The following is a 24,808-nucleotide window of genomic DNA, read 5'->3' on the forward strand; positions in this document are numbered from 1 at the left end:
TTATCCCGTGGTTATGTATCTTTTACGAGAGTTAGCTCTTCGAAATGAAATGAGATATAAATATATTGATTTTTTTTGACGAATTCCTACAATCTTTCTTTTATAGTTGAAAAAACTCTTATGTAAATTTAGTATTGAACGTTTTTATTCGTAAAAATATTAAAAATTGAATGTTTTGTAATACTTCTGTTTCAAACTCTGAGTTCACAAATACATATTAACAATAATAAAATCTAACACAATCAGAAAACGAGGAGGATAAACATGGATGAGAAAGAGCGTGTCATTCGTCAATTTAATGAAACATCAGATGGATATTTAACAAGTAATGTTCATGCAAAAGGAAAAGATTTAAAATGGATCGGAGAAGTTGTGAGCAGAAGGAAACGTGAAATAGCGTTAGATGTTGCAACAGGTGCAGGTCATACGGCACTTTTACTAAGTAAACTAGTTGGTGAAGTTGTAGCTGTTGATTTGACGCCAAATATGCTCAAATTAGCTGAAAGACAAGCAAAGAAAAATGGGTGCGACAATATTTCGTTTGCAATAGGCGATGTTGAAAAGCTGCCTTTTGATAATGATGACTTTGATATTGTAACGTGTCGTATTGCGGCTCATCATTTTCCGAATTTAAAACAAGCAATAAAAGAAATGCATCGAGTTTTAGCCAATGAGGGAGCTCTTATCATTGTCGATAATTATATACCCGAGAACAGCGAGAGGCAAAACAGGATCAATACAATTGAAAAGTTACGAGATCCTTCTCACCATGAATGTATTTCTTTAAAGAAGTGGGAAAAACTTTTTCACGATGTTGGGTTTACAGATGTAGACTGTTATAATACGTGGACTTCATCTATGGACGTCAATGAGTGGATTGACCGTGCCAAACCATCGGAAAAAAATCGGGAGAAAATTTATGAACTGATTGACAATGACAACTTAACTTGGATAAACAGGCAACAAGTTCATCTACAAAAAGTGATGTGGGTATGTACAAAGTAGTTTAGAAGGGGGTGTAATGATGGTTACTAAAACGGTGCTAGTAGCTCTCTTAACTTTCTTTTTGGTAAGTGGTTTTTTTATTGGAATAGGATATTTGTTTGAAATTCAATCTTTGATGTTTAGTTTTTACGAGGAGACACCAACTGGATTTACGGCAGGAGGTTCCGTATTGTCGTTTATCATAGGTCTCATATGCAGTTTCCTCGTCGGTAACTTCTATCAGAATAAAATGAGTCATTAAGGTTGTATTCTGCTGAAGAAAGAGTATAATAGTAATGTTGTAATTTCTATGATAATATAATAAAAATAGTTCAATAGAAATTCCGGACGTCTTGGATGGTCGGTAGAGGTTCTAGCTCAACCCTCTATAAAAAACTAAGAAGAACAGGACTTCTTAGAGGTGCTGTTTTTTCGTTTGTAAAGGAGTTTTAACATTGATGAAAAATGAAAAAGCAATCGTTGTGTTTAGTGGTGGTCAAGATAGTACCACTTGTTTATTTTGGGCATTAAAACAATTCAAAGAAGTAGAAACTGTAACTTTTGATTATAATCAGCGCCATGATGATGAAATAGAATGCGCCAAGGCGATTTCAGAAGAATTAGGTGTAAAACATCATGTCCTTGATATGTCATTATTAAATCAATTAGCACCGAGTGCATTAACTCGGGATGATATAGAAGTAAAAGCAGGAGAAAATGGTGATCTCCCGTCTACTTTTGTTCCAGGCAGGAACTTAATCTTTTTATCGTTTGCTGGGATCTTAGCTAGTCAAGTTAACGCAAAACATATTATAACTGGCGTTTGTGAAACCGATTTTAGTGGATATCCTGACTGTCGTGATGCTTTTGTTAAGTCACTGAATGTTTCGCTTAACTTATCGATGGACCAACAATTTGTCATTCACACTCCGTTGATGTGGCTTAATAAAGCCGAAACATGGAAACTTGCTGATGATCTAGGTGCACTAGAGTTTGTTCGAACGAAAACGTTAACGTGTTATAACGGGATCATTGGTGATGGTTGCGGCGAATGTCCTGCATGTGAGTTACGATTGAAGGGGTATGAGGAGTTTTTGCAGATGAGAGAGGAGCGACCTTAGATGATACAACAGTTTTATCCGCAAGTCCCACACGATTACCGTTATGAATTAAATAAAGATTTCAATTTCTCGGCAGCTCATTTTATTCCTCATGATGAAGCTGGTAAGTGTAAAAACGTTCACGGACATACGTATTTTGTGAATGTTACAGTAGCTGGTGATACGTTAAATGACAGTGGTTTTCTCGTGAACTTTCAATTGATCAAAAAATTAGTCCACGGTCGTTATGACCACACAGTTCTTAATGACTTCACCGAAGACTTTAACGATCAACAGTCGGAGCATTTTCCGACAACTGAAGTTGTAGCACGGACGATTTGGGAGAACATTCAAAGCTACCTGGATCAATTGTCGAATAAACCGAAATGTATTCAAGTCGTTGTTCGAGAAACTCCGACGAGCTATGTTGTGTATCGACCGAAAAAAGGTGATTTTGATGAGCAATAAAATTCCTGTAATTGAAATCTTTGGACCTACAATTCAAGGTGAAGGTATGGTTGTCGGCCGTAAAACGATGTTTGTTCGAACAGCAGGGTGTGATTACCGGTGTTCATGGTGTGATTCTGCTTTTACTTGGGATGGGTCGGCAAAAGACCAAATTCAACAAATGAGCGCAGATCAAATATACGCTGAACTGAAAAATATCGGTGGTGAACGATTTGATCATGTCACGATTTCAGGTGGAAATCCCGCTTTATATGCTTCTATTGATCAATTAATAGATATTCTTCAAAGAAACCACATCCAAATTGGGTTAGAAACACAAGGAAGTAAATGGCAAGATTGGTTTACGAAGGTTGACGACTTAACGATATCACCGAAACCGCCAAGTTCAGGAATGGAAACGAACTTTGAAGTTCTTGATGAGATCATTGATCGGTTAAAGAAAAGTCATAGACTGGAAGATTACGTGAGTTTAAAAGTAGTCGTATTTAATGATGACGATCTTAACTATGCAAAAAACGTCCATTTACGATATAAGGAGATTCCATTCTTTCTACAAGTCGGGAATGAAGACTTACAAGATATCGAACCAATCGAACTAATGAAAAAGCTTATTGAAAGTTACGAGCAATTAATCGAAAAAGTGATTGCTTCCAAAGAGTTGAACAAAGTAAAAGTGTTACCGCAGCTCCATACCTTATTATGGGGGAATAAACGTGGGGTTTAATGATAACGCATGAGAGTATCCATATACTCTTGTGCGTTTATTTTTGTGTGTACACAGGACCTGTAATTCATTTCTATTTGATTGAAGTTCTTAGTAGTTCACACTTTCGCAAATAAAAGGTCCGTATCCGACAATATAATCACAAAACGGCTAATAAATGTACATATCGGACAATAAGTTATCGAAATCCGACAATAAAATAGTGGAAAGTTCATTTCCCAAGAACTGTTGTTTTTTATGAGGCAGTCCTACTAATACTAACTTAGCGGGCTGTCTTGCAAGGCAGAAGTTGTCTCCCTCACATTGAGAAAAGTCTGAAACGAGTAGCAATATGTTACTTGTTTTTAAAATATGAAAAAGACAAAAGGAGAATACAATGGTAAAAGAGAAATATTAAGTACTAGTATTGCCTTAAAGTAGGCATGACTGAATAGAAGTTCAGTCGAATTGTAACACCTTATTACACTACGAAGAAAAAGGGACCGGTCTTGGAACGATGGTTGTTTTTAGTATTATAAAAGTAATGCAGGATGAAATATCAGTAAACAGTAAGGTCGGTGAAGGAACATGTTTCACTTTGGTGTTTCCTATTGTAAGTAATGAATGAGACTCTGTGTTTGATTAAATATCTGAATCTTTTAAAAATAAACAAAAGGAAATAAAAATGGAAAGTCACATACTTTAGTAAGGGGGCCCTAAATGGACAAAGAAGATTTGAACTTACCACGGTTATTAAAAGAATTTGACTTTGAAGTGGAACGAGGGAAGATTGCTGAATTTGCCATTGCAACAGGCGCACAAGATTTCGATGTATTTATGAGTAAGGAAGCTGCTATTAAAGCTGGATATCCAGATGTACCTGTTCCATTAACCTTTGGAACTGTACCGGAGATGTGGAAGGGGCTAGATTTTGAAGATATCATTGCTGATTTAGACCTCACGTTAACTCGTGTTTTACATGGCAGCCAGTCATATACGTATCATAAACCGATATTTGCAGGAGACCATTTATTTGGAAAAACCTTTCTAGTTGGTGAGAAACAACGAAAAGGTCTCTCCATCTACTCATTTGAAACCGTTTTCTTTAATGACAAAGAAGAGTTACTGTTAGAATGCAAATCGGTAGTCATTGAAAGAGGTGAGGGTCGATGAGTCAAGTTAAAACGAGCGATTTTATTACAATTACTCGAGAACAGCTTGTCCGGTATGCTGGTGCGTCCGGTGATTTTAATCCTATTCATACAAACATGGTCTTAGCAAAAGACAGTGGTCTTCCTGATGTCATTTCCCAAGGTATGTTCATTATGGGACTCACTGGCACACAGCTTAGCAAATGGTTTGGGATCCACAAAGTGAAACAGTTTGATGTTAAGTTTACAGCAATGACAGTTCCAGGAGAGGAAGTTCAAGTGATTTGTACTCTTCAAGATGAAAAGTCAGGTGAGGTAATTGTAAGAAACCGAAATGAAGAAGTGAAGCTTAGAGGTTTGGTCGAGCTAACTTAAAATGGGCACGCCTAACAAAGGAAAGGGGGAATTAGATTGAAGAAGTTACATATTCCTTCAATGGTAAAGAACAATCAGAAAATCCAAAAAAGGAGAAATCAAATATTAGAAGCTTCCATTCAACCATTTAAACAAAAAGGATTTCATCGTACGACCACGAGGGAAATTGCTGAAAATGCAGGAATGAGTTTTGGTGCCATTTATGAGTATGTAGAGAGTAAAGAGGACATTTTATACTTATTCTTTGAGTCCCTTTATGACCAATTAAATACGATTTTAAAAAGTAGAGTAAGTGATCAGTTTATAGGTCATGATCGAATAAGGTCGTTTGTGAAAGAATATTTTCACGTCATTAACGAAATATGGGATGAAACGAGTATTATGTATAGTGAGTCACGGTCTTTGCCGAAGCCTTATTTAGAGTATGTATTATCTAAAGAAAATGATTTTGTTCAATATGTTATGAGTATTTTCTCAAAGGCGCTCAAAGAAGAAAATATTTCCCTTTGTGAAGATGATATTTACTTATTAACCCATAATATTATTGTACAAGGCCATATGTGGGCATTTAGAGGTTGGGCTTTACGGAAGAGGTACACATTGGAGAAATATATAGATATCCAATCAAAAACGATTATCGGTAGCATTTTGGCATTAACTGAATAAATGGGATGGGAGCTCAGTTGTTGAGCTCTTTTTGTTTTTACAACATGAGTACACTCTGCTATTATTCTATTGAACATAAGAATAGAGAGCCATGGACAAAGCCATGACTCAAAAGAATTATTTGAAATTCGTCTTACCGTGATACAAGTTTGCTAGTATGTGAGTTTTGTACAACTCGAGTTTCCGTCCATCAATAGAACGGATCCCGCGTTCCTTTAACTTCTGTACATACCAACCTTTGCTTCCTACGTGCATGAGCGATCATCCTTTCAGTCCGGAAATTATCAACAAAAAAAGAGAAAAACTGCTCAAATGAGTCAGTCTCTCCCTTTATGATGAACTTGGTGGTCATTGTAACATTAGGACAATCTGTAGGGAAATAGGTAGACAAACTATAAATTTTTAAAATGGTGGTGTCTTTTCAATGAAGGTTTGTTCATTTTTACCAGCAGCAACAAGTATGATTTATGAATTGGGCTTAGAACAGTATTTATATGGTGTGACTTTCGAATGCCCGAGTGATAGGCCTAAGGTCGTTCGCTCCCATTTAGAAGGGAAAAATCTAACAAGTGTTGAGATCAATCATACCGTAAAAGAATATATGGATGCAGATAAAAACCTGTATTATGTTGATATGGAGCTTTTACAGGAAATACAACCTGATATTATTTTTACCCAGCACGTTTGTAATGTCTGTCAAATTGGGACGAGTTACGTAGAAGAAGTCGTAAAGTCGTTACCCAAAAAACCGCAAATCATCCCTCTTGTTCCGCACCGGTTAGATGATATTTATGATAATTTACTCCTGATTGCTCGTGAACTGAAGGAAGAAGTGAAAGGGAAAACAAGGCTTAGAGAGTTAAAGCAGCGGGAAATGCACATTGCTCAGAAGCTACGAGAAAATGTTCTCCTTCCTAGAAAAGTAATGCTGATCGAATGGATTGAGCCTATCTTTAATTGTGGTCATTGGATACCAGATCAAATTGAAAGGGCAGGAGGTTATGATCCACTGGGTAATCCAGGAGGACATTCAAGCCCAACCGATTGGGAATCTGTCGTCGCTTCCAACCCGGAAGTGATCGTAATTGCACCGTGCGGTTTTACACCGGAGCGTGCGATGCAAGAAGTAAGCGGATTAGAACAAAAGCACGGATGGAGCGAATTAAGTGCTGTACGAAATCAACAGATATATATAGTGGATGGAGATTTATTCACCCGCCCAAGTACGACGTTAGTGGATGGCATCGAATTGCTTGCTGCCCTTTTTCATCCAACATATTTTGAGATACCAGCGGGCGTAAGAAGTAAAGTTGTTTCATATTATTAGTAATTAAAGTAAAAAAACCATCAGGGTGTATGATACTGATGGTTTTTTCTACATTATTTATATAAATAATGTAGGGTTTGTTAGATTACTAATATTCGTTGTTTTTTTGGGATCAGGTGTATCTGTTTCGATAACTAAAGAGGTACAAGATGTATCATAGTTATAGGGGATGACTTGTTCATATGGAGGCGGCATTAGTTTTGCGTTTTTATATTGACGGTAAGGAGTATCAATCGGATGACCTTTGGAGTCATAATCTTTTGTAAGTTGCTGAACAATAATTTCACCGATCTGTCTTCCGAGACGCAGTCCTTGTTCGTTGTCGATCGGGAAGTGAATACCACCGTATAACCTTGATAAAGCAGCTTCTTCAGCTAAGGCATGAATTTTTCTACTTTCGGCTGGAAAGAAGTAACTTAAAATGACTGCAGCTGTACCTGAAACAGTGGCGTGTCCTGACGGATAGGCCGGATGTTTTGGCGTACAAATAACTGTCGCTAACCTTGGATCCAGTTGATTGGGACGGGCTACATTTAATTTATATTTCATATCCCATGTCACACAAAATGCATCATTAAGCCCAGTGAAAAGTGCTGATAATATTCTTGCGGCTCGAGGGGCTGAGACGTTATACGTATCAATTAATCGATCGGCGATGGGCAACCATTGTTTCGGTGGGGGCCCAGAACCCCAATACTTCACGATGGCTATTCGGTCGTCATTTATGTTAGCCACTTCTCTTTGAACGATGTTTAATTGCTCTTCCCAATTTATCGTATTGGGATGTCTTAGAGCAAATCTTACCTTTTCACCATCTGTTGTTTCATAACCTCCAACTATACTTTTCTTAATAAAATATGTTTTCCAAGATCCTGCGTACCGTTCAACAGAATCGTTCGGCGGGTGTGTCTCACCTGCATAAGGAATGTCTGTCCATAGGGGATAATCTGGTCTTCTCATTTCCACAACTCACCTCTTAAATCATATATAGCTATGATATGTGCAACCACTTAATCGGGCATACACACTAATAAAAATGGGTGTTTATCTTTATGTGGTAGCAGGCACCTTCAACGCTTTATTGTGTTGAAGGTACCTGCTACCACATTTTTAATAAAGAAGGGCTTCAAGGGTATGTTTAGGCTTTTTAAGGAGAAATTATTAGTGATTTACAAGTAATTACATTAAAAAGGCAGAGGAGAAAATGCATATATTATTAGCTATTTTTCTAATTGTGTTAAATATAAGACGAAAAACGTGGAAGAACATAAAGAAGCATTACAGTAGCATTCTATATGTTGGTTTTTTTAATTTTCTTTATTACTACACATGTAAGCACTTTATTTTGTGGGATTACAAGTCCAGTTACATGAGTGTAAGATGGGTAAGGGCTTTACATCTTTTTATCATCATGCCGTTACTTACGCTTTTATTTTTATCCAATATTCCAAATTCAATAGTCAATAAATTTTTATACATTATCAAATGGGTGTCAATTTCTGCAGTGATAGAGTGGTTGGGTGTAAAAAAGTTTAAGGCAATTTATTTCCTGCATGGTTGGAACCTTGGGTGGTCAGCTGTACTGTACGTTCTTATGTACAGTTTCAGCTATTTAATTTTAATAAACCCAGTCCTAGTAGCTGTACTGTCTATTTGTTCTATTATTTTCTTAATTCGTTTCTTTAAGGTGCCATTTCGAAATGAGTTTTTGATGGGGCCGATCGTTTTAGGAGTAAGAAAGTTAAACTTATTGAACAAGGACAAATATTACAAAAGATTAATTAATAAGTTTTAATATCAGCAGATAAAAAGAAGACGACGCCCAAAGGACGTCGTCTTCGCGTATTGAGGCGATAAACTGCACTCCACATAGTGCATTGCCAAAAGGCGTGTTTATCGGCTTACACAATGAGCTCATCGCTTTATTAATATATCATGATTATTCTAGAAAGACAACTTGTTTTTTATGGAAATTACTATTCTAGGTACGCTCCCCAATACTTTTATAATTGTAAATCAAGTTATGTTCAATGTAGTTTTAAAGAAAATTCAATAGTACTTTTCATCGGATTGTCAAATTATGTGATCTAACCTTATTTTTTGTTGAAGAGTTTCAACTATAATAAAAGAGGTATTTAATATAGAGAAAAAGAAATAAACTAAAAAGAATGGCAGTGAAAGTTACGAGGGGAGAACTAGATGCAGGATATAAGAGATACAGTGAAAGAAGTTGTATATGCAATTTTACCTATAACACTCGTTATTGTTATTTTACAATTTACTTTGATATGGCTTCCTATGGAAGTGTTTTTTCAATTCCTAGCAGGGGTTGTCATGGTAAGCTTAGGGTTAATTTTATTTTTATTAGGTGTACATATTGGATTACTACCGGTAGGTGAAATGGTAGGTTCGGCGTTGCCGAAAACGAAAAAAATCGGCTTGATTTTATTCTTTGGGTTTTTGCTAGGTTTTGTCGTTACAGTTGCAGAACCAGATGTCCGTGTACTTGCCTTACAAATTGATCAAGTATCTAATGGTGAAATATCGCGTAATATTTTAGTTTATTCCGTTGCTCTCGGTGTTGGGATTTTTGTAGCATTAGCGATGTTACGCATCGTCTTTAACATTTCGATCAAGTGGTTGCTTGTAGGTGGCTACGGTCTTGTGTTTTTATTAGCTGCATTTACCCCGGCTCATTTTATACCAATATCTTTTGATGCGGGCGGGGTTACAACGGGGCCTATGACTGTTCCATTTATTTTAGCTCTCGGAGTAGGGGTAGCATCTGTATTAAGGGGTAAGACGTCTTCTAGTGACAGTTTTGGATTAGTTGCACTTGCTTCGATTGGGCCGATCTTGGCTGTCTTGTTATTAGGAGTGATTTACGGATGAAAATTAACATTTTCGAAGGTTTTGGTCATGTATTACTTGAAGTAACATTTGCTTTACTTCCATTGATTATTTTCTTTCTAATCTTTCAATTTTTCTTTCTAAAATTAGAAAAGCAAAAGATTATAAATATCGGGAAAGGGTTTATACTTTCTTTTTTTGGGCTCGCACTTTTTCTGCAAGGAGTTCATGTTGGTTTTTTCCCAGCCGGCGAGTTGATTGGCGAAACGTTAGGCAGTTTATCGTATAATTGGGTGCTTATCCCGATAGGCTTTGTACTAGGCTTTGTTGCTACATTCGCAGAACCTGCTGTACGTATACTAAACCATGAAGTTGAAAAGGTTTCTGGTGGATATATTTCACAGAAAATTATGCTCTACACCCTCTCGATCGGTGTTGCCGTTTCAATTGCTGTTTCGATGGTGCGGATTTTAGTTGGAATTCCATTATGGTATTTTGTTATCCCAGGTTATTTAATTGTTATTATAATGATGTTCTTTTCTTCGAAGACGTTTACATCGATTGCCTTTGACTCTGGCGGGGTAGCAACAGGCCCGATGACAGTAACATTTATTTTAGCCATTGCTGTCGGAGTAGCATCAGTCATTGAAGGAAGGGACCCGCTTATTGATGGATTTGGTATGATTGCACTCGTTGCGTTATCACCGATCTTATCGGTATTGACATTAGGTGTCTTGTATGAGCGCAAAGGAGGTAAAGGTAAGGATGAAGTTAAATCTGAAGCATAAGTTAATGATTACAGTTGTAAAAAAAGGGCAAGCGAAAAATATAATAAAAGCAACTAAAAAAGCAGGGGCAGAAGGTGGCACAATTTTACTAGGAAAAGGTACTGGTATCCATGAAAATAAAACCTTCTTAGGAATTCCGGTAGAGCCAGAGAAAGAGGTAATATTAACCCTTGCTTCTACTAATATAATGGACAATGTAGTTCGAACGATTGTTAACGATTGTAAAATAAATGAGCCTGGAAAAGGTCTCGGAATGATCATTGATCTAAAGCATGTCGGCGGAATTTGTCATTTATTAAATGTACCAATAGAAAATAATCCAGCAATGGAGGAAGAGAGGAATATACCTATGCCAAACCAAACGATACACTATGAACTCATTGTAACCATTATTAATAAAGGTGATTCCGATAAAGTAGTAGAAGCTTCAAAAAAAGCAGGGGCAGAAGGAGGTACGATCCTAACAGGTCGAGGCACAGGCATTCATGAACAGGCAAAATTTTTTAATATCTTAATTGAGCCAGAAAAAGAAATCGTACTTACGTTAATTGACCGAGAAAAGACAGACGACGTATTGACGATGATTATGAAAGAAGCACATTTAGATGAGCCGGGTAAGGGAATTGCCTTTGTACTAGATGTGGAACGTACGGTCGGTATTAATCATATCTTGAATGAAATGGTTAACGAAAAGTTCAATAACTAGATACGTTAAATTGTATTTTTATACACAAAAAAATCCAGTCTTAGCGATGACTGGATTTTTTTGTGTATTCATTTGTGTGTCGTTATATCAGGTTAAGTATCCTCTGTTATCTTCGTAATAACAATACTTGAGAAATGAGCGCTAATATAGGTAACTCCAACAAAGGTCCAATTACTAAAGTGAGAGCAATTAACGGTTCATCTGGGAAGGCAGTCATGGCAATCGCTAAAGCAATGGGAGAGTTTCGTGCTAGTGTTGTCAGGCTTAGACTAGCTCGATCTGCATAGCACAGGTTCATGAGTTTCCCGATTTTTTGCCCAATCATAAAGTTAATCACAAAAAAGCATAAGATCGGGATTGTAATTTTCCATAATAAATCGATATGATTAAAAAGCAATTGACCGTGAGCTGAGAACATAGCAACAATCGCCAGACTTAGAAAAATCATCGGCAACAAGCTAATCGAAGAAAAGAAACTTTCTTTGATGTGCTGCTTTTTTCGTAACAGTGCCTTTGTCAGTAACGCTCCAATAAAAGGAATGAATAAAATGAGTAGAACGCTCTCTAATAAGAAAGACCACTCCACAACACCGGTCGTACCACCAAATAGAAGGAGAAAAAGCGGGAGTAATAGGATTTGAAATATCAAATTTAACGGCAAAATTGCAGTCGATAGCGCAACGTTACCTCTTGCAATGCTTGTAAAGATTAAGTACCAATCCGTACATGGTGTGACCATTAACATTATAAATCCAATGTACAAAGCTGGATGGTTGGATAAGAAAGCTAAGGCTAGGAGCCAAGCGAGGATCGGTACCCAAATAAAATTAATTAACAAAGAAATAGTGGTAAACTTCTTGTTTTTAATAGATGCTTTTATATTTTCTACGGGTATTTGTAAAAAAGTAATATAGAGCATGGCGACTAATAACGGAACAATGAACGCCTCAGCACGTCCGCTAACAACATCGAGCTGCCCTAATAGTAACCCAATAACAACAGCTATAAAAATGACAAGTGAATATAATTTTTCAAATAAGTTCATAAACGTTTTGCACCAACTGTTCTATTCGTAGGTATTCTCATATTACCATATGATTGGTGTTGAGAAAAATTGTAACTATAAGAAAAGTGCCCCTGACCTCGTTACCGGGAGTCAGGGGCTTTTTATAATAGGTTAATCAGGGAAGACTTCCAGCCCTAATACAAAATGCGCAAATAAAAACACGATCGTCATTAAAATGATAGAAATAACGATGCTCATAATTGGGTCTCTAATTTCAGGTGGTAATTTTGCTCTTTTATTCGATTCCATTTTGACATCTCCTTCAGATTTTAATTTATGAATGAATTAAAATCTGAAGGATGAATGTACTTTGAAACTTGATTGTAAGTAAGTTTGCTATCGTTTTTAATTTTTCAACTGTGGCTTGAAACAGTTGTTTGTTCGGCAATACATAAAGTAGATAAGATAGAAAATATGAGATGTAAAGAACGCATCCTTTAAATGAATGTTCGCTCTCAAACCAGCTGTTATTTAGGTCAGGCGAACTTGGCATTAAGATTACAAGAGGGTCGTTATTGTTTATCACATGATTTTCTAGTTCATAAAAAGAATGACTAAGGCTAAATAAAACGATGAAAATGAATACGATGTGTCTCATCTATAAACTCCATTTTACATTTTATACTTAGTATGTGTATTTATTGTAAATGTATTAGTTTAAAGTTCAGTTAATAAACAGAGTGTACAGAGAAAAGAGCGAGTCCACATTGGGCTCACTCCATTTTATAGCTATAGTAAAGATAACAAAAAACCGCCGAATGCACCTGTTAATACAATCACCCAAGGAGGCAGTTTCCAGAATACTAACATGCTGAATAGGACCGCAGCAAAAGCAAAATCAACAGCCGATAAGATCGAACTCGTCCAGATTGGATGGTAAAGGGCAGCGATTAAAATGCCGACAACTGCAGCATTAACACCCATTAATGCTCCTTTGATTTTCGGGTTGCGGCGCAATGTATCCCAAAATGGCAATGTTCCTAAAATCAGTAGGAATGCAGGTAAAAAGATGGCAACGGTGGCTAACAATCCGCCTTGCCAGCCGTTAATGACAGCTCCGATGTAAGCCGCGAATGTAAATAACGGTCCCGGTACGGCTTGGGCTGCACCGTAACCTGCTAAAAATTGTTCTTCTGTTAACCACCCTGTTGGTACAAATTCACGTTCGAGTAATGGTAAGACGACATGGCCGCCACCAAATACAAGTGCTCCAGAGCGGTAAAAACTATCAAACATTGCAATCCAATTGATCGCAGTAGCTTCTCTCAGAATGGGAAGAAGTATGAGTAATCCAAAGAAAAGCGTTAAACATCCGTAAGCAAAGCGACGAGAAATCGGAAACTTTGAACTCGATGGAGCATCATCAATGGTTTGCTGTTTATATATTAAATAACCGATAAATCCAGCTAAAATAATAATTCCAACTTGAGTAAATGCCGTTTGCCAGAGTAAAGTGAGGACAATTGCAAATAACGCAATCGTTCGTCGTTGTAAGTCTGGCGTTAAGTTCTTTGCCATCCCGAGAATTGCATGCGCTACAACGACAACCGCAACAATTTTTAACCCGTGGATCCATCCGTAGTCAGCAAACCCTAACTGATTGAGAAGAACGGCAAATATTATGAGGGCGATAACGGAAGGAAGGGTAAAGCCAAGAAAAGCTAATATTCCTCCAAATAAACCAGCCCGCATGACGCCAATTCCGATGCCTACCTGGCTACTTGCTGGTCCAGGTAGAAACTGACATAAAGCTACAAGGTCAGCATAGCTTTTTTCATCCATCCATTTTCTTCTCCGAACGTACTCTTCGTGAAAATAGCCCAAATGAGCAATTGGACCACCGAATGAAGTGAAACCTAGTCGAGTCGAGACGAGTAACACTTCTAACAGCGTTTTTAATTTGTTTTCCTTTTGATTGGACATCTTTTTCACCTCTTGTTAATCTCTAATTTCTTTAAAAAGCTCATAGGCTTTGTTTCTTGCTTCAACGAGTAAGGTTTCACCTTTTTCAGTCGTTGAGTAATACTTGCGAATTTTACCTTCAACATTTCGATCCTCTTTATGTAAGAGACCGTCCTTTTCCATGCTGTGAAGGATAGGGTATAATGTACCTGCGCTTATGTTATAACCGTGTTCTTTCAGCTCTTCTAACATCCACAAACCAAAAATCGGATGCTCTTTGGCATGATGTAAAATATGTATCTGAATAAACCCTAGAAATAACTTTCGTAAAACTTTATCCTCCAATCGTAAGCTCCTTTCATTATTGTTTGCCAATATCGAAAACCGATATTATAAAAATAACAAAATAAAAAAAGAGAAACAACAGCTTGCCGAAATAAAACATAGTAAATTTACATTTTTAATATGATATTTACAAAGCAACTCATCTGAACAGGGAGAGATGTGTACATGATCCTAAAGTTAGATATTACAGAGCCACATATTGCGGCTGGGATTTACGACTTGCAGAAAAAAGCCTATGAAGTAGAAGGTAACATCATTGGTTATTTGGATCTCCCGCCTTTAAAAGAAACCGTTCAAGACCTCCAACAATGCGGTGAAATCTTTTTAGGATATGTTATAGAGGAAAAAGTAGTCGGGGCGATCGCTTACAAAACGTCAATAGATATACTAGATATTCACCGTTTGATGGTTCACCCTGAGTACTTTAGAAGAGGCATTGCACAAGCATTATTGACCCACTTTGAAGAGTGTGAGCCTGCAATACGTGAGTGGATTGTTTCTACTGGAACGGGGAATACTCCTGCAATAAATTTTTATAAAAGAAATGGGTTTCAAGTGTTAAATGAAGTAAAGGTAAATAACAGGTTATCCATCACAAATTTAAAAAGAATTGCAGAAAAATAAACCCTGAAATCTGATAAAAATATGCTGACGGATGTAACCACTTTTGATATGATGTAGATAGTGATAATGATTATAATTATCAATTAGTTACTTCTAAGAGGTGGACGTACATATGAAGAAGATCTACTTTTGTAAAGAAAATGATGTATCTAAAAAAGTGTTTAAACATATAAAAGAAAAGTATCCAGACATCACCGTGAAACGAAAGGGCTGCATTGGTGAATGCAAAACATGTAAACGTTGTCCTTTTAGTTTGATTGACGGAAAGAAAATCGTTAAATGTGATACAGACGATGAACTATATGCGAAATTAAATAAGCAGATATTGAAAAAAGCTAAGTAACCGAGGTTGCATTTAGATAATATTAAACGACAGTAAGAGTGAGTTAGATGTGATAGTTGAAAGGTGCATATAGAGATTGTTGGAGTATTTGACATGAAACTAAAAGGTGTCGTAAACTAAATATGAAACTTTATGGTTTCGTATTTACATACTGGAGGAATAAAAATGACATCAACTTTAGATATTCGTAAACAAGCCGTTTTTAATGCAAAGATCGAGAAAGTTTGGGATGCAGTTGCAACATCTGAAGGCATTGACTCATGGTTTATGCCTAATGATTTTAAACAAGAGTTAGGCTATGAATTTACGATTCAATCACCGTTTGGTCCGACTCCTTGTAAAGTTTTAGAATTAAATCCGCCAAACCGATTAGTGTTTTCATGGGGCGAAGCTGGCTGGAAAGTTTCTTTTGAACTTAAAGATTTAGGGGATCAAACTGAATTTACGTTGGTCCATTCAGGTTGGGGAGCACCAGATGAAATCGTTCCTGGCCCAGGACCAGATCAGACGAATGCTGAAATCAGCGACCGGATGAACAATGGGTGGGATTCAATTGTTCATGAAGCATTGCGTAAAGTAGTGGAAGGGTAATGGCGCTAGAACAAAAACATGATGTGTTTCAAGCAATTGCTGATCCATCAAGGAGAAAAATGCTGAGATTGTTAGCCGATGGAGAAATGCCTGTCACAATGATTAGTCAACACTTTCCAATTAGTCGGACAGCCGTTTCTAAGCATTTACGTATTTTATCAGAAGCCAACCTTGTCAGTGTTTCAAAAATAGGAAGAGAATCTCGCTACAAACTCCAGGCAGATGCATTACTAGAGTTAAAGAAATGGTTATCTTTTTACGAGCAGTTTTGGGATAATAAGATAGCGATGCTAAAACATGTCGTCGAAAAAGATAGGGATGGCGAGAAGTAAATGTAGTTTGATCTCTCATTAGAAGAGTAAAGTAGGACATGCAATATTTATATAATATTAGAGACTAGCTCGAGTTACATTTGTAACCAAAGCTAGTCTTTTTGTTTTTTTAAACAGGTCCTAATTTTTATACATTATAGGGTATTTTGACAAAATCGTGAACAGAATTTACATTTCACAAAGCTCTCAAAATTATCGATTACTTTAAAAGTATCAACAAAAGGAGGGGGTTACTACGAGACACTATAGTTTCTTCTTTATTGGATGTATGGCGCTTCTTCTAATGCTAAGTGCTTGTGTAGAAAAAGAGTACGAACCTTATCAAATTTCAGAAGGGGTCGACATATGCAATGAGTGCAATATGGTCATGGGTGATAACCAATATGCCACGCAAATTCATCTGACCAATGGCCAATACTTTATGTTTGATGATATTGGCTGTCATTATCAGTGGTTAAAGCAATATAGTGACCGAGAGATTGCGGTCCAATATGTACGTGATTATCATACGTTGGAGTGGTTAGAAATTGAAGATGCTTATTTTGTCTATGATGCATCCATTCAAACACCGATGGGCTATGGGATTAACATCTTTAAAGATGTAGATGAAGCTTATCGATTTATGGATGAAAATGGGGCAGGCGATATGTTCACGTTTAATGAGTTTTTCGATCATCACTTCGAACGGCAATTCGGATATAACTTTCAACAAAATTTAGTAGGAACAAAATGGGGGATAAAAAATGACTAAGAGAAAAGGATTTATTTTTGCATTATTACTAGCTTTTACAATGATGACAGTTGCTGCATGTGGTTCGAATGATAGCTCTTCATCTGATCACGAAAATGAAAAAGTCAATGAAGACATTACGCTTCAAGCCCTAATCGGGGCAGGTCTTGCTCAGCCGATGGATGAACTAATTGAAATGTATGAAGAACAAACGGGTGTAAAAGTAGAAGTGAATTATAACAATAATGCGGGATTAGTCGGTCAGCTGGAGATGAGTAAGCAAGGTGATATATTTATTCCAGGGTCGCAACGGGTCATTGATTCGATGAAAGAAGCAGGCCATGTTGAAGATGATGTATTTGGTCCACTTGCTTTTCATACCCCAATCATTCTCGTAGCAAAGGATAACCCAAAAAACATTGTAAGTATTGAAGATCTTGCGCAATCAGGTTTAACGATCGCAATTCCTAATCGTGAAGGAACACCACTCGGACAATCAGCGTACGAGATGTTTGAAGAATTAGGAATAACAGAACAAGTAGAAAAGAATGAGATTATAACAGCGCAAACAGGTTCTGAAGCTGTTATGGCGATAATGTCGGGAGAAGTTGACGCTGCAATCAGTGAACTAGCGGCATTTCAAAAAAATCGTGAAAAGTTAGATGCTGCACAGATTGATCCAGATCTAAATGTCCTTCATGCATTTATGGGTACGGTCATCTCCTATTCTGAGCAAAAAGAAGCAGCGACTGAATTTCTTCAGTTTTTAGAAAAAGAAGCACCTGCCGTATTTCAATATCATGGATATAACATCAAAGGTGAAATTCATCAGTAACTAGGGGAAGAAGAACGATCCAATCGTTTCGATAGATCGTTCTTATATTTCTGATCCGTGTAAATGATAATACCCAAGATAGAAGTGAGGAGAATTATGCGTACAAATCAATTATTAACGAAAAGCTTTATCACGATATATATACTCACGGCATTATTTTTATTCTCTGTCTATATTGGTTTATTTTTTTATGTAGATCTATTTGCTTTTATTACAACAATCCAAGATAAAGAATTTCATTTTGCGATCGTTTTTACGTTGGTGACTTCATTGATTAGCGCAGCCATTATAGCGATTATCGCCATTCCTGTTGGCTACGTTTTAGAAAAGGTTTCTTTTCCTTTGAAAAATATCATTAGTTCACTTTTTGATTTACCGTTAATTCTTCCGTCTTTAGTAACGGGTGTGGCCTTATTATTATTTTTTGGGCCGTTAACTAGTGATTTCTTGAACACGCTTGGCGTGCGTGTTGTTTTTACACCAGTTGGGGTGATCATTGCCCAAGTCGTAATTGGATTACCTTTAGCTGTGAGAGCGTGTCAGCAAGCCTTTTCTAGCTATGATGCACGGTTTGAGAAAGTAGCGGCAACCCTTGGTTATAGTCCATTCCAAGTATTTTTACGAACATCCTTACCAATGGCGAAATCTGGGATTTGGAGTGGGGTCATCATGGCTTGGGCAAGGGCTATGGGGGAATTTGGAGCCATATCAATGGTTGCAGGAATGACAAAATTCAAAACAGAAACGGTCAGTATTGCAATTTTTTTAAAGATGTCGATAGGTGAAATTCAATTTTCAGTTGCGATTTCAATAGTGATGATATTAATTGCAATCATCATTCTTACAGTCATTCGAATGTTTGAGGGGAAGGATGAGAGACAATGAGCCTGCATTTAAAAATAGAACAATTGAGTGTTACTTACGAAAAGTTCGCTCTTAAGAATATTGACTTTACTCTGCAACCTAATGATTATTTAGTGGTAATGGGGCCGACAGGATGTGGAAAAACCCTGTTGCTTGAAAGCATTGTAGGATTAACCAAAGTTGATCACGGTCGTATATATATAAATGGGGAAGAAATAACGAACACACCAGTTGAAAAAAGGAAGATCGGTTTTGCCTATCAAGATAGCTTTCTTTACCCTTTTTTCACAGTAAAAGAAAATATATTATTTGCGGCAAAAGAAGAAAAACGTGACAGCCATATTATTGCTCGAATGAGAGACTTAACAGAAAAGATGAAAATTGACCATCTTTTAGACCGTAAACCACAGAGATTAAGCGGGGGAGAAAAACAACGCGTGTCGTTAGCAAGAGCCCTTCTGATGAAGCCGAAACTTCTATTATTAGATGAACCGATTTCAGCTCTTGATCCTAAAACTAGACTAGAGCTTTACGATCTTTTTCGGTCAATTCATCTTGATGAAAATGTGACGATTATTCATGTCACCCATGATTTTACGGAAGCGATGGCTCTTTCTAATAAAGTAATGTTGTTAAACAACGGGCATATTGAGCAGTTTTCTTCGAAGGAACATTTTTTTGAAAAGCCAGCGACTCCATTTGTTTCTGAGTTTGTTTGCTTAGACCAAATGAAGGCCGTACTTAATGATAGACATCGTCCAGTCAAAGCCGCTGGTGTGTAATCGCTCGAAATAGGATAGGAAAAGAGTAAAGCTTCTTTCCTATCCTTGTCTAATTAATGATTACTTCTTTTTATTCATCAGATGTTGTGCGCGATGGAATGGGCATTTAGAAAGAGCCGTTTCGTCATCATGAAGGAAATACTGCTTCCATTCATAATTATCATCCTCACCATACTTCTTTAATTCTGGATGAGCTTCAATGTGGTCATAGGCTGCAAGACGTTTCCGAATTTGGGTTTTCATTTTTTCTGCATAATCAGGAGAAGCATTAAATTGTTGAAGTACCCATCTTGGAGTAATGGCCATCATAAAGTAAGGAAATGATCGACTGTTTCTATGTGTATGGGCTGGTGTTGCACAGTACATAAAATAGGGTTCACCATGAAAGCAGAATTCCCACTCATTTTCATGGGGATCTTGTGGAATATGTTCAGGCCAATGTTTTTCATCTAGCTCGGTTACTTTGTTTAATAAATTCCAATATTTTTGTTCATATTCTTCAACGGTAACATTTTCTTCATGTGAACCTTTAAAAAATACGATGAGAGTTGTATATTTACCAAATTGTCGATAATTCTCTGAGTACTCTTTTAATACTTGAGCCAGTTCATATGAAGTAAAGTCTTCATCAGGATGACCAACAAAACCATATCGTAAATGACTAAGTGCAAAAGCTTGAGTTGCAGGAATACATGGAAAGAGGTGCTGGCGATTCGTCATTTTCTCCTCAAAATGTTGTATCGCATTTAATTTCCATCCGTTCAGATGATGTTGTGCTTTTTCTTTTGTCGTTAATAAATTCATGATATTCACTCCTAACCTCATTTAGCCTATGGCAAAATTGTTGGTTAGGTGATTGTCCTGGTTTACTATGGGCTTGACTATGTGAAAAGATTTATGGGTAAAGCTCCGTAAGGTACTTTCTTCCATATAATATAAAAATATTTAGTATCGGGAGTTGTTAAAATGTATCAGCATATTGTGAGGCCAGGGGAAACCTTGTGGCAAATTTCAGAAGATTACCGTATACCTTATACAACTTTACTGCAAGCCAATCAGATCGTTAATCCTAATTTGATCTACGTAGGGCAGGCAATTACAATCCCTGGATTACCTAATCCAGACTTACTGCCATATTCGATTATGGTGTCCATTTCAAATCGTACGCTGACACTATTCCAAAACGGTGCCGTTGTAAAAACGTATCCGATTGCTGTTGGGCGAATTCTAAAACAAACACCGATAGGAGAATTTGTCATCATCAATAAAGCACCGAATCCTGGAGGTCCTTTTGGGACGATGTGGATGTCGTTATCTAAAAAACATTATGGTATTCATGGAACAAATGATCCTTCTTCGATTGGCAAAGCCGTTTCTAGAGGATGCATCCGAATGTTTAATCAAGATGTAGAAGAATTGGCCCGTACAATACCGATTGGTACTAGAGTGAGTATACGACCGTGAGACCGTCATATATAAAGGTAGGGTTAAAATATTCTTACTTCTGTAAAATAGAAATATTTAGCGTGGACTTTTTTAAAAAATGATGCGGAAGCTTATGTATCAAGCTCAACAATTTGTTAAGCTTGTCTTTTTTTAGTTTGCGGAAGATGGATCGAAGTTTAGTTCATTTAGTAAGCGATTGGTATTTCCGTCAAAAGTGAAGAAGAAAGGTGTATTTTCATCATTAAATAGCAGGTAATAAGGTTTTTCGTCTTTTGGGAAAATAAACACGACTTGATCGACTAAATCATGAAACCACTCATTTTCTATTGTAGTTGCACGTTCAAATGGAACTTTTATCATATATCCTTCTTCTGGAATAGGATTGAACCTTTTGCTTAGTCCGGTTGTACTTTCTATGAGCGTTTTGGTTTCTGCTTGTATTTTGTCTGTTGAAGGTACTGATTGTATGACCTCGCCTTTTTCAATATGAAAAATTTCGACTGGTTTCTGGTTTTGTGCTGAAACCACTGTAGTCACTGCGATAAAGAGTAACACTAGAGCCATTATTTTTTTGTACATTTTGAACCACCTCACTGATAATGTTCCCCATGATCGATGTGTTCATCTCATTTACTTTTAGAGAAAAGAGTTAATAATTAACACCCTTCTAATCAAATAGAAGTCGACGGTCTTGATCATAATAATGGTTGTCCTAGTGACACAAGGGCACATGGATGTAAGTGTTGGTGATCGGAGGTTGATTACAATTGATATCGTGATGTTTTTGTTCTTAACGATTGTAGTTTTAGCTGGTGTAATTACGGTTACCGCTTGGGCACGTCGACAAGTAAAACCGGAGTTTGTCCCAGTTACTACAGGGGGAGCCGTTAATCAAGAACCGATTCGAGAACAATTTAGGGAGGAATTTGGGATGGAAAAAGAAACACAAGAAATCGTTGAACGAGTAGCAGCAGCCAAGGCCGAAGAGGAAATTGGAGAGGAGTTAATGCCATTGCGTGGTCATCTTGAAAAAATGCAATCGACACTAAACCAATTGCAGTCGACCCAGCAACAGTATAGTTCCATGAGCTCACAATCTTCGAGTGGTCAAGATCAGCAACAAGCTAATCAATTATTACAACAAATGCAGCAATTTAGTTCACAAGCTCAACAACAACAACAAAAGACGTTCCAACAATTGCAGCAATCAATCCAGCAAGCGACGCAAATGTTAGGTAGCGTTAGTCAATCCCTACAATCCTTTAATGTTCTTAATCAAATGACTCAACAAATCAACCAATCACAACAACAGTTACAACAAATGCAAAGCCAGTCACAAGGACAGATGGGACAAGGTGGTCAGTCGCAAGGCCAAATGTCTCAAAGTGGACAAAGTTCACAAATGCAAAGTGGCCAAGGTCAAAGCCAAATGTATGGTGGACAAAATTCACAAATGCAAGGTGGCGGCCAAGACCAGCAATCACAATATGGTAGTAACTACAGCAGTGAAAGCGAATTGTACGATAGCTATTAAATTAGGGATCGTGCCATTTAGAATGGTTACTACAAGGGGCTGATTTCGGTCAGCCCCTTTGATTTTTTGTAGTTGGTGCGTGCTGTTCACATTTTGGCAAATAAATCGTGAAATCGGACAATAAATTTTCAAAACCGACAATAAAATAATGAAAATGGATAATAAATCGGTAAATCCGACAATAAAATTAAAAATCGGCTAATAAATGAAAGAAACTGATTAATAAAGTCACTCTAAAGCGATAAAAACTCATAAATAAGAACATAAAATTAATGTGAATGTACCTAACCATCAATTTTTCAATAATATTCTGCTTATTTCATCATTCCACGAGCTTCGACCTTCCAACGATCAACAACTTCTCCATCACGATGAACAATATACTCTTCAAACAAGTTAGCGACGACACATGAATGATTAGGGATAATCTCAACGGTATCATTCATTTTTAATTGGGTGTCTTTAAACGTTGCGACTCCATGTTCTTCGGAAAGTCGCTCGATCGTAACTTCAGGGTGATTGATTACCTTACCGTAACCGATAACACTCTTATTCCCATGTGCCCCTTGATCTAATGACAAGGCTTTACTACCTGTATCAAAGATAATCCGGTCCTTCTTTTTACTCACGACACTCGCGAGTACGGTCAAGGCACATTCTTTAGTTTCGGCAACACCTAATCCGACTTGGCACATATCATAAAACGCAGCGTTACCAGGACGAATTTCAGTAATGCCCTTTATTTTTGCTCCATACTTAAACGTCGGTGTAGAGCCGACACTTCGGTGTTGAATTGGAATGCCAGCTTGCTCGCAAAGTTCGGCACTTTGAATGACTGAATTTGCTTCATCTTCCGCAATTTTTTCAATTTGCTCTTGTGAAGTTGCAGCATAGGAATGACCTGCATGTGTAAAAATACCAGTTAACGTTAGGTGATTCATCGTTTTTATTTTTTGTGCTAATTCAACGATTTCCTCCATTTCAATACCACAACGATTCAGTCCAGAGTTCACTTTGATCCACACTTCTAAGGGCTCACTACAGCCGGAAAAAATGGTATTCACAATTTCAGCTTGCTCACCTGAATCAATGGCTAGTATAACTTTCGTTTCGGAAGATAATTTTTTTAAACGCTCAAGCTTTTTTGGCTGTGCTAGTGGATAAGCAATTAATATATTTGAAATATGAGCGGCGGCCATAACTTCTGCTTCTTCTAATTTAGCAACAGTAATACCGCACGCACCCTTTTTTAATTGCATTTTTGCGATGTTCACACTTTTATGCGTTTTAATATGAGGGCGCCACTCGATTCCATTTTGTTTCGCAATGTCTCGTATATCATTTAGGTTGCTTTCAAGCTGATTTAAGTTGAGCAACAATGACGGAGTATCTAAACTATGTATTGAGTTCATGGTCCGAACCACCTCGAAAAATATTTTATTATTTTAGTGTAACCTGATGGACTTAATAACGTCTTACGTATTGAATTTATCATAGGTTGTTTTTCCAGGGAAGAGGAGATGGCAAATGAAACGCGTATTTTTACTTTTTATACTTTGTGCAATTGCTTTTTTAGCGGCTTGTACAACAGGACCGGCAAATGAAGGTGCAACCAATCAACAAGGAAACAAAGAACAATCGAGGGAACAGCAAAGAACTGCAGTGATCAAAAATGGTGAATTAACAAGATTTGAAGAGGGGTTATTGCAAAGTATTGGAGACCGTGCGTTTGTTTATGATATTGACATTGAAAATGTTGGTGTATCTGAGATTTATGTCACTGTCGATCACTATACAAAAGGTGAGCTCGTCTCAAAAGTAGTTGAGATGACAACATCAATTTATGAAAATAGTGACGATAATGTTATTCGAACCATCTTTATTAATCAGCAATTTGAAAATATGAAGAAGGAACGATTGACGTTATCTGTGATGACCAATTCAGAAACCACTCATGGTTCGATTGACAAAGAATTAAGCTTAGATGAAGATCATTCATTAAGTGCATACGGTGGGATTACAGACCCAGTTTCTTTATCGCTAAATGAAACATACGCAGTAGCATCTGTTATTAGGACAAATGAAGATGCAATCACAGTGATCAATGGGCCTTTAACGGAAGAAGAGTTAAAAGAGGTAACAAACTATGACCACGTCTATATTGTTTCCATTCAATTAAATTAGTAGAGAAAGCTGCCTCTTTTTAGAAGAAGCAGCTTTTTTTTGGCTAAGATTTGTATTAAAAAATTGAAATCCTTCAGTCGTAAGTTTCAAAGTAGCTGAATACAATGTACAA

The 24,808-nt window shown here is 37.1% G+C and carries 35 protein-coding genes and 1 riboswitch; of the genes, 25 read left to right on the top strand and 10 right to left on the bottom strand.

What is annotated here, in order from left to right:
• Window positions 1–264: 264 nt before the first annotated feature.
• The 9 genes from AC2VNP_RS12760 to AC2VNP_RS12800 all read left to right on the top strand — a co-directional run bounded on the left by AC2VNP_RS12760 (window position 265) and on the right by AC2VNP_RS12800 (window position 5,447).
• Window positions 265–1,005 (top strand): class I SAM-dependent methyltransferase, encoded by a 741-nt coding sequence (locus AC2VNP_RS12760; RefSeq protein ID WP_486917692.1) that lies wholly within the window; start codon window positions 265–267, stop codon window positions 1,003–1,005.
• A gap of 16 nt (window positions 1,006–1,021) precedes the next feature.
• Window positions 1,022–1,246: a hypothetical protein gene (locus tag AC2VNP_RS12765; protein WP_486917693.1), complete on the top strand. Its 225-nt coding sequence runs from the start codon at window positions 1,022–1,024 to the stop codon at window positions 1,244–1,246.
• 99 nt (window positions 1,247–1,345) lie between these two features.
• A riboswitch (PreQ1 riboswitch) is annotated at window positions 1,346–1,390 on the top strand.
• A 52-nt stretch (window positions 1,391–1,442) separates the two neighbouring features.
• The gene (gene queC, locus AC2VNP_RS12770; RefSeq protein WP_486917694.1) at window positions 1,443–2,105 is read left to right on the top strand and encodes a 7-cyano-7-deazaguanine synthase QueC; all 663 of its coding nucleotides are present in this window, start codon (window positions 1,443–1,445) and stop codon (window positions 2,103–2,105) included.
• Entirely contained in the window at window positions 2,106–2,552 is a 447-nt protein-coding gene (queD, locus tag AC2VNP_RS12775) for a 6-carboxytetrahydropterin synthase QueD (protein WP_486917695.1), read from the top strand.
• Window positions 2,542–3,276 (top strand): 7-carboxy-7-deazaguanine synthase QueE, encoded by a 735-nt coding sequence (gene queE / locus AC2VNP_RS12780; RefSeq protein ID WP_486917696.1) that lies wholly within the window; start codon window positions 2,542–2,544, stop codon window positions 3,274–3,276. The genes queD and queE overlap by 11 nt, the downstream gene beginning before the upstream one ends.
• Window positions 3,277–3,706: 430 nt before the next feature.
• Entirely contained in the window at window positions 3,707–3,883 is a 177-nt protein-coding gene (locus AC2VNP_RS12785; RefSeq protein WP_486917747.1) for an ATP-binding protein, read from the top strand.
• A 92-nt stretch (window positions 3,884–3,975) separates the two neighbouring features.
• A complete protein-coding gene (locus tag AC2VNP_RS12790; RefSeq protein ID WP_486917697.1) occupies window positions 3,976–4,428 on the top strand; it encodes an FAS1-like dehydratase domain-containing protein in 453 nt (150 codons plus the stop codon).
• On the top strand, window positions 4,425–4,781 hold the full coding sequence (locus AC2VNP_RS12795; RefSeq protein WP_486917698.1) for a MaoC/PaaZ C-terminal domain-containing protein: 357 nt from the start codon (window positions 4,425–4,427) through the stop codon (window positions 4,779–4,781). Before AC2VNP_RS12790 ends, AC2VNP_RS12795 begins: the two co-directional genes overlap by 4 nt.
• Before the next feature lie 36 nt (window positions 4,782–4,817).
• Window positions 4,818–5,447 (top strand): TetR/AcrR family transcriptional regulator, encoded by a 630-nt coding sequence (locus AC2VNP_RS12800; protein WP_486917699.1) that lies wholly within the window; start codon window positions 4,818–4,820, stop codon window positions 5,445–5,447.
• Window positions 5,448–5,564: 117 nt separating this feature from the next.
• On the opposite strand, the gene AC2VNP_RS12805 is transcribed toward AC2VNP_RS12800, so the two are convergent.
• A complete protein-coding gene (locus AC2VNP_RS12805; RefSeq protein WP_486917700.1) occupies window positions 5,565–5,702 on the bottom strand; it encodes a YflJ family protein in 138 nt (45 codons plus the stop codon).
• A gap of 169 nt (window positions 5,703–5,871) precedes the next feature.
• Between AC2VNP_RS12805 and AC2VNP_RS12810 the strand changes: the two genes are divergently transcribed.
• Window positions 5,872–6,774 (top strand): ABC transporter substrate-binding protein, encoded by a 903-nt coding sequence (locus AC2VNP_RS12810; RefSeq protein WP_486917701.1) that lies wholly within the window; start codon window positions 5,872–5,874, stop codon window positions 6,772–6,774.
• Window positions 6,775–6,831: 57 nt separating this feature from the next.
• Here the strand turns inward: AC2VNP_RS12810 and AC2VNP_RS12815 are convergent, their stop codons facing one another.
• The gene (locus AC2VNP_RS12815; RefSeq protein WP_486917748.1) at window positions 6,832–7,734 is read right to left on the bottom strand and encodes a vanadium-dependent haloperoxidase; all 903 of its coding nucleotides are present in this window, start codon (window positions 7,732–7,734) and stop codon (window positions 6,832–6,834) included.
• A gap of 244 nt (window positions 7,735–7,978) precedes the next feature.
• On the opposite strand from AC2VNP_RS12815, the gene AC2VNP_RS12820 reads away from it, so the two are divergent.
• The 4 genes from AC2VNP_RS12820 to AC2VNP_RS12835 all read left to right on the top strand — a co-directional run bounded on the left by AC2VNP_RS12820 (window position 7,979) and on the right by AC2VNP_RS12835 (window position 11,118).
• On the top strand, window positions 7,979–8,569 hold the full coding sequence (locus AC2VNP_RS12820; RefSeq protein ID WP_486917702.1) for a CBO0543 family protein: 591 nt from the start codon (window positions 7,979–7,981) through the stop codon (window positions 8,567–8,569).
• A 404-nt stretch (window positions 8,570–8,973) separates the two neighbouring features.
• Complete coding sequence (locus AC2VNP_RS12825) at window positions 8,974–9,666, top strand: DUF1538 domain-containing protein (RefSeq protein WP_486917703.1); 693 nt, start codon at window positions 8,974–8,976, stop codon at window positions 9,664–9,666.
• Window positions 9,663–10,412 carry a DUF1538 domain-containing protein gene (locus tag AC2VNP_RS12830; RefSeq protein WP_486917704.1) on the top strand — a complete coding sequence of 250 codons (750 nt, stop codon included), beginning with the start codon at window positions 9,663–9,665 and terminating at the stop codon, window positions 10,410–10,412. Before AC2VNP_RS12825 ends, AC2VNP_RS12830 begins: the two co-directional genes overlap by 4 nt.
• A complete protein-coding gene (locus AC2VNP_RS12835) occupies window positions 10,390–11,118 on the top strand; it encodes a P-II family nitrogen regulator (RefSeq protein WP_486917705.1) in 729 nt (242 codons plus the stop codon). The genes AC2VNP_RS12830 and AC2VNP_RS12835 overlap by 23 nt, the downstream gene beginning before the upstream one ends.
• Window positions 11,119–11,224: 106 nt before the next feature.
• On the opposite strand, the gene AC2VNP_RS12840 is transcribed toward AC2VNP_RS12835, so the two are convergent.
• The 5 genes from AC2VNP_RS12840 to AC2VNP_RS12860 form a co-directional block, all read right to left on the bottom strand.
• A complete protein-coding gene (locus AC2VNP_RS12840) occupies window positions 11,225–12,163 on the bottom strand; it encodes an arsenic resistance protein (RefSeq protein ID WP_486917706.1) in 939 nt (312 codons plus the stop codon).
• A gap of 132 nt (window positions 12,164–12,295) precedes the next feature.
• Window positions 12,296–12,433 carry a hypothetical protein gene (locus tag AC2VNP_RS12845; protein ID WP_275120239.1) on the bottom strand — a complete coding sequence of 46 codons (138 nt, stop codon included), beginning with the start codon at window positions 12,431–12,433 and terminating at the stop codon, window positions 12,296–12,298.
• A 25-nt stretch (window positions 12,434–12,458) separates the two neighbouring features.
• Window positions 12,459–12,782 carry a hypothetical protein gene (locus AC2VNP_RS12850; RefSeq protein ID WP_486917707.1) on the bottom strand — a complete coding sequence of 108 codons (324 nt, stop codon included), beginning with the start codon at window positions 12,780–12,782 and terminating at the stop codon, window positions 12,459–12,461.
• A gap of 131 nt (window positions 12,783–12,913) precedes the next feature.
• On the bottom strand, window positions 12,914–14,107 hold the full coding sequence (locus AC2VNP_RS12855; protein WP_486917708.1) for a chromate transporter: 1,194 nt from the start codon (window positions 14,105–14,107) through the stop codon (window positions 12,914–12,916).
• 15 nt (window positions 14,108–14,122) lie between these two features.
• A complete protein-coding gene (locus AC2VNP_RS12860) occupies window positions 14,123–14,431 on the bottom strand; it encodes a PadR family transcriptional regulator (protein WP_486917709.1) in 309 nt (102 codons plus the stop codon).
• Window positions 14,432–14,596: 165 nt separating this feature from the next.
• Here AC2VNP_RS12860 and AC2VNP_RS12865 point away from each other — a divergent pair, with 165 nt between their 5' ends.
• From AC2VNP_RS12865 to AC2VNP_RS12900, 8 genes are all read left to right on the top strand, one after another.
• A complete protein-coding gene (locus AC2VNP_RS12865) occupies window positions 14,597–15,055 on the top strand; it encodes a GNAT family N-acetyltransferase (protein ID WP_486917710.1) in 459 nt (152 codons plus the stop codon).
• Window positions 15,056–15,167: 112 nt separating this feature from the next.
• The gene (locus AC2VNP_RS12870) at window positions 15,168–15,398 is read left to right on the top strand and encodes a DUF1450 domain-containing protein (RefSeq protein WP_275120243.1); all 231 of its coding nucleotides are present in this window, start codon (window positions 15,168–15,170) and stop codon (window positions 15,396–15,398) included.
• Between the two features lie 159 nt (window positions 15,399–15,557).
• Window positions 15,558–15,989, top strand: a complete 432-nt coding sequence (locus AC2VNP_RS12875) for an SRPBCC family protein (protein ID WP_486917749.1) — start codon at window positions 15,558–15,560, stop codon at window positions 15,987–15,989.
• The gene (locus AC2VNP_RS12880) at window positions 15,989–16,321 is read left to right on the top strand and encodes an ArsR/SmtB family transcription factor (protein WP_486917711.1); all 333 of its coding nucleotides are present in this window, start codon (window positions 15,989–15,991) and stop codon (window positions 16,319–16,321) included. Before AC2VNP_RS12875 ends, AC2VNP_RS12880 begins: the two co-directional genes overlap by 1 nt.
• 268 nt (window positions 16,322–16,589) lie before the next feature.
• Window positions 16,590–17,072, top strand: a complete 483-nt coding sequence (locus AC2VNP_RS12885; RefSeq protein ID WP_486917712.1) for a nitrous oxide reductase accessory protein NosL — start codon at window positions 16,590–16,592, stop codon at window positions 17,070–17,072.
• Entirely contained in the window at window positions 17,065–17,886 is an 822-nt protein-coding gene (gene modA, locus AC2VNP_RS12890) for a molybdate ABC transporter substrate-binding protein (protein WP_486917713.1), read from the top strand. The genes AC2VNP_RS12885 and modA overlap by 8 nt, the downstream gene beginning before the upstream one ends.
• A 96-nt stretch (window positions 17,887–17,982) precedes the next feature.
• On the top strand, window positions 17,983–18,771 hold the full coding sequence (locus AC2VNP_RS12895) for an ABC transporter permease (protein ID WP_486917714.1): 789 nt from the start codon (window positions 17,983–17,985) through the stop codon (window positions 18,769–18,771).
• On the top strand, window positions 18,768–19,532 hold the full coding sequence (locus AC2VNP_RS12900; RefSeq protein ID WP_486917715.1) for an ATP-binding cassette domain-containing protein: 765 nt from the start codon (window positions 18,768–18,770) through the stop codon (window positions 19,530–19,532). The genes AC2VNP_RS12895 and AC2VNP_RS12900 overlap by 4 nt, the downstream gene beginning before the upstream one ends.
• 60 nt (window positions 19,533–19,592) lie before the next feature.
• On the opposite strand, the gene AC2VNP_RS12905 is transcribed toward AC2VNP_RS12900, so the two are convergent.
• Window positions 19,593–20,336: a YqcI/YcgG family protein gene (locus AC2VNP_RS12905; protein WP_486917716.1), complete on the bottom strand. Its 744-nt coding sequence runs from the start codon at window positions 20,334–20,336 to the stop codon at window positions 19,593–19,595.
• A gap of 162 nt (window positions 20,337–20,498) precedes the next feature.
• On the opposite strand from AC2VNP_RS12905, the gene AC2VNP_RS12910 reads away from it, so the two are divergent.
• The gene (locus AC2VNP_RS12910) at window positions 20,499–20,996 is read left to right on the top strand and encodes a L,D-transpeptidase family protein (protein ID WP_418199419.1); all 498 of its coding nucleotides are present in this window, start codon (window positions 20,499–20,501) and stop codon (window positions 20,994–20,996) included.
• 132 nt (window positions 20,997–21,128) lie between these two features.
• Here the strand turns inward: AC2VNP_RS12910 and AC2VNP_RS12915 are convergent, their stop codons facing one another.
• A complete protein-coding gene (locus tag AC2VNP_RS12915; protein WP_486917717.1) occupies window positions 21,129–21,557 on the bottom strand; it encodes a hypothetical protein in 429 nt (142 codons plus the stop codon).
• Window positions 21,558–21,681: 124 nt separating this feature from the next.
• Here AC2VNP_RS12915 and AC2VNP_RS12920 point away from each other — a divergent pair, with 124 nt between their 5' ends.
• Window positions 21,682–22,512: a hypothetical protein gene (locus tag AC2VNP_RS12920; RefSeq protein ID WP_486917718.1), complete on the top strand. Its 831-nt coding sequence runs from the start codon at window positions 21,682–21,684 to the stop codon at window positions 22,510–22,512.
• Window positions 22,513–22,826: 314 nt separating this feature from the next.
• Here the strand turns inward: AC2VNP_RS12920 and AC2VNP_RS12925 are convergent, their stop codons facing one another.
• A complete protein-coding gene (locus tag AC2VNP_RS12925) occupies window positions 22,827–23,924 on the bottom strand; it encodes an alanine racemase (protein ID WP_486917719.1) in 1,098 nt (365 codons plus the stop codon).
• A 115-nt stretch (window positions 23,925–24,039) separates the two neighbouring features.
• On the opposite strand from AC2VNP_RS12925, the gene AC2VNP_RS12930 reads away from it, so the two are divergent.
• Entirely contained in the window at window positions 24,040–24,696 is a 657-nt protein-coding gene (locus AC2VNP_RS12930; RefSeq protein WP_486917720.1) for a hypothetical protein, read from the top strand.
• Window positions 24,697–24,808 lie beyond the last annotated feature (112 nt).

It is taken from the genome of Alkalihalobacterium sp. TH-98, from assembly GCF_057473385.1.

What these genes read in the sequence shown, in the direction of transcription:
- AC2VNP_RS12765 (WP_486917693.1), top strand. Translation starts at nt 1,022, where the DNA reads ATGATGGTTACTAAAACGGTGCTAGTAGCTCTCTTAACTTTCTTTTTG.
- AC2VNP_RS12835 (WP_486917705.1), top strand. Translation starts at nt 10,390, where the DNA reads ATGAAGTTAAATCTGAAGCATAAGTTAATGATTACAGTTGTAAAAAAA.
- queC (WP_486917694.1), top strand. Translation starts at nt 1,443, where the DNA reads ATGAAAAATGAAAAAGCAATCGTTGTGTTTAGTGGTGGTCAAGATAGT.
- AC2VNP_RS12850 (WP_486917707.1), bottom strand. Translation starts at nt 12,782, where the DNA reads ATGAGACACATCGTATTCATTTTCATCGTTTTATTTAGCCTTAGTCAT.
- AC2VNP_RS12885 (WP_486917712.1), top strand. Translation starts at nt 16,590, where the DNA reads ATGGCGCTTCTTCTAATGCTAAGTGCTTGTGTAGAAAAAGAGTACGAA.
- AC2VNP_RS12865 (WP_486917710.1), top strand. Translation starts at nt 14,597, where the DNA reads ATGATCCTAAAGTTAGATATTACAGAGCCACATATTGCGGCTGGGATT.
- AC2VNP_RS12840 (WP_486917706.1), bottom strand. Translation starts at nt 12,163, where the DNA reads ATGAACTTATTTGAAAAATTATATTCACTTGTCATTTTTATAGCTGTT.
- AC2VNP_RS12905 (WP_486917716.1), bottom strand. Translation starts at nt 20,336, where the DNA reads ATGAATTTATTAACGACAAAAGAAAAAGCACAACATCATCTGAACGGA.
- AC2VNP_RS12870 (WP_275120243.1), top strand. Translation starts at nt 15,168, where the DNA reads ATGAAGAAGATCTACTTTTGTAAAGAAAATGATGTATCTAAAAAAGTG.
- AC2VNP_RS12815 (WP_486917748.1), bottom strand. Translation starts at nt 7,734, where the DNA reads ATGAGAAGACCAGATTATCCCCTATGGACAGACATTCCTTATGCAGGT.
- queE (WP_486917696.1), top strand. Translation starts at nt 2,542, where the DNA reads ATGAGCAATAAAATTCCTGTAATTGAAATCTTTGGACCTACAATTCAA.
- AC2VNP_RS12805 (WP_486917700.1), bottom strand. Translation starts at nt 5,702, where the DNA reads ATGCACGTAGGAAGCAAAGGTTGGTATGTACAGAAGTTAAAGGAACGC.
- AC2VNP_RS12845 (WP_275120239.1), bottom strand. Translation starts at nt 12,433, where the DNA reads ATGGAATCGAATAAAAGAGCAAAATTACCACCTGAAATTAGAGACCCA.
- queD (WP_486917695.1), top strand. Translation starts at nt 2,106, where the DNA reads ATGATACAACAGTTTTATCCGCAAGTCCCACACGATTACCGTTATGAA.
- AC2VNP_RS12895 (WP_486917714.1), top strand. Translation starts at nt 17,983, where the DNA reads ATGCGTACAAATCAATTATTAACGAAAAGCTTTATCACGATATATATA.
- AC2VNP_RS12925 (WP_486917719.1), bottom strand. Translation starts at nt 23,924, where the DNA reads ATGAACTCAATACATAGTTTAGATACTCCGTCATTGTTGCTCAACTTA.
- AC2VNP_RS12825 (WP_486917703.1), top strand. Translation starts at nt 8,974, where the DNA reads ATGCAGGATATAAGAGATACAGTGAAAGAAGTTGTATATGCAATTTTA.
- AC2VNP_RS12900 (WP_486917715.1), top strand. Translation starts at nt 18,768, where the DNA reads ATGAGCCTGCATTTAAAAATAGAACAATTGAGTGTTACTTACGAAAAG.
- AC2VNP_RS12915 (WP_486917717.1), bottom strand. Translation starts at nt 21,557, where the DNA reads ATGTACAAAAAAATAATGGCTCTAGTGTTACTCTTTATCGCAGTGACT.
- modA (WP_486917713.1), top strand. Translation starts at nt 17,065, where the DNA reads ATGACTAAGAGAAAAGGATTTATTTTTGCATTATTACTAGCTTTTACA.
- AC2VNP_RS12910 (WP_418199419.1), top strand. Translation starts at nt 20,499, where the DNA reads ATGTATCAGCATATTGTGAGGCCAGGGGAAACCTTGTGGCAAATTTCA.
- AC2VNP_RS12795 (WP_486917698.1), top strand. Translation starts at nt 4,425, where the DNA reads ATGAGTCAAGTTAAAACGAGCGATTTTATTACAATTACTCGAGAACAG.
- AC2VNP_RS12880 (WP_486917711.1), top strand. Translation starts at nt 15,989, where the DNA reads ATGGCGCTAGAACAAAAACATGATGTGTTTCAAGCAATTGCTGATCCA.
- AC2VNP_RS12760 (WP_486917692.1), top strand. Translation starts at nt 265, where the DNA reads ATGGATGAGAAAGAGCGTGTCATTCGTCAATTTAATGAAACATCAGAT.
- AC2VNP_RS12820 (WP_486917702.1), top strand. Translation starts at nt 7,979, where the DNA reads ATGCATATATTATTAGCTATTTTTCTAATTGTGTTAAATATAAGACGA.
- AC2VNP_RS12830 (WP_486917704.1), top strand. Translation starts at nt 9,663, where the DNA reads ATGAAAATTAACATTTTCGAAGGTTTTGGTCATGTATTACTTGAAGTA.
- AC2VNP_RS12920 (WP_486917718.1), top strand. Translation starts at nt 21,682, where the DNA reads ATGGTTGTCCTAGTGACACAAGGGCACATGGATGTAAGTGTTGGTGAT.
- AC2VNP_RS12855 (WP_486917708.1), bottom strand. Translation starts at nt 14,107, where the DNA reads ATGTCCAATCAAAAGGAAAACAAATTAAAAACGCTGTTAGAAGTGTTA.
- AC2VNP_RS12930 (WP_486917720.1), top strand. Translation starts at nt 24,040, where the DNA reads ATGAAACGCGTATTTTTACTTTTTATACTTTGTGCAATTGCTTTTTTA.
- AC2VNP_RS12810 (WP_486917701.1), top strand. Translation starts at nt 5,872, where the DNA reads ATGAAGGTTTGTTCATTTTTACCAGCAGCAACAAGTATGATTTATGAA.
- AC2VNP_RS12790 (WP_486917697.1), top strand. Translation starts at nt 3,976, where the DNA reads ATGGACAAAGAAGATTTGAACTTACCACGGTTATTAAAAGAATTTGAC.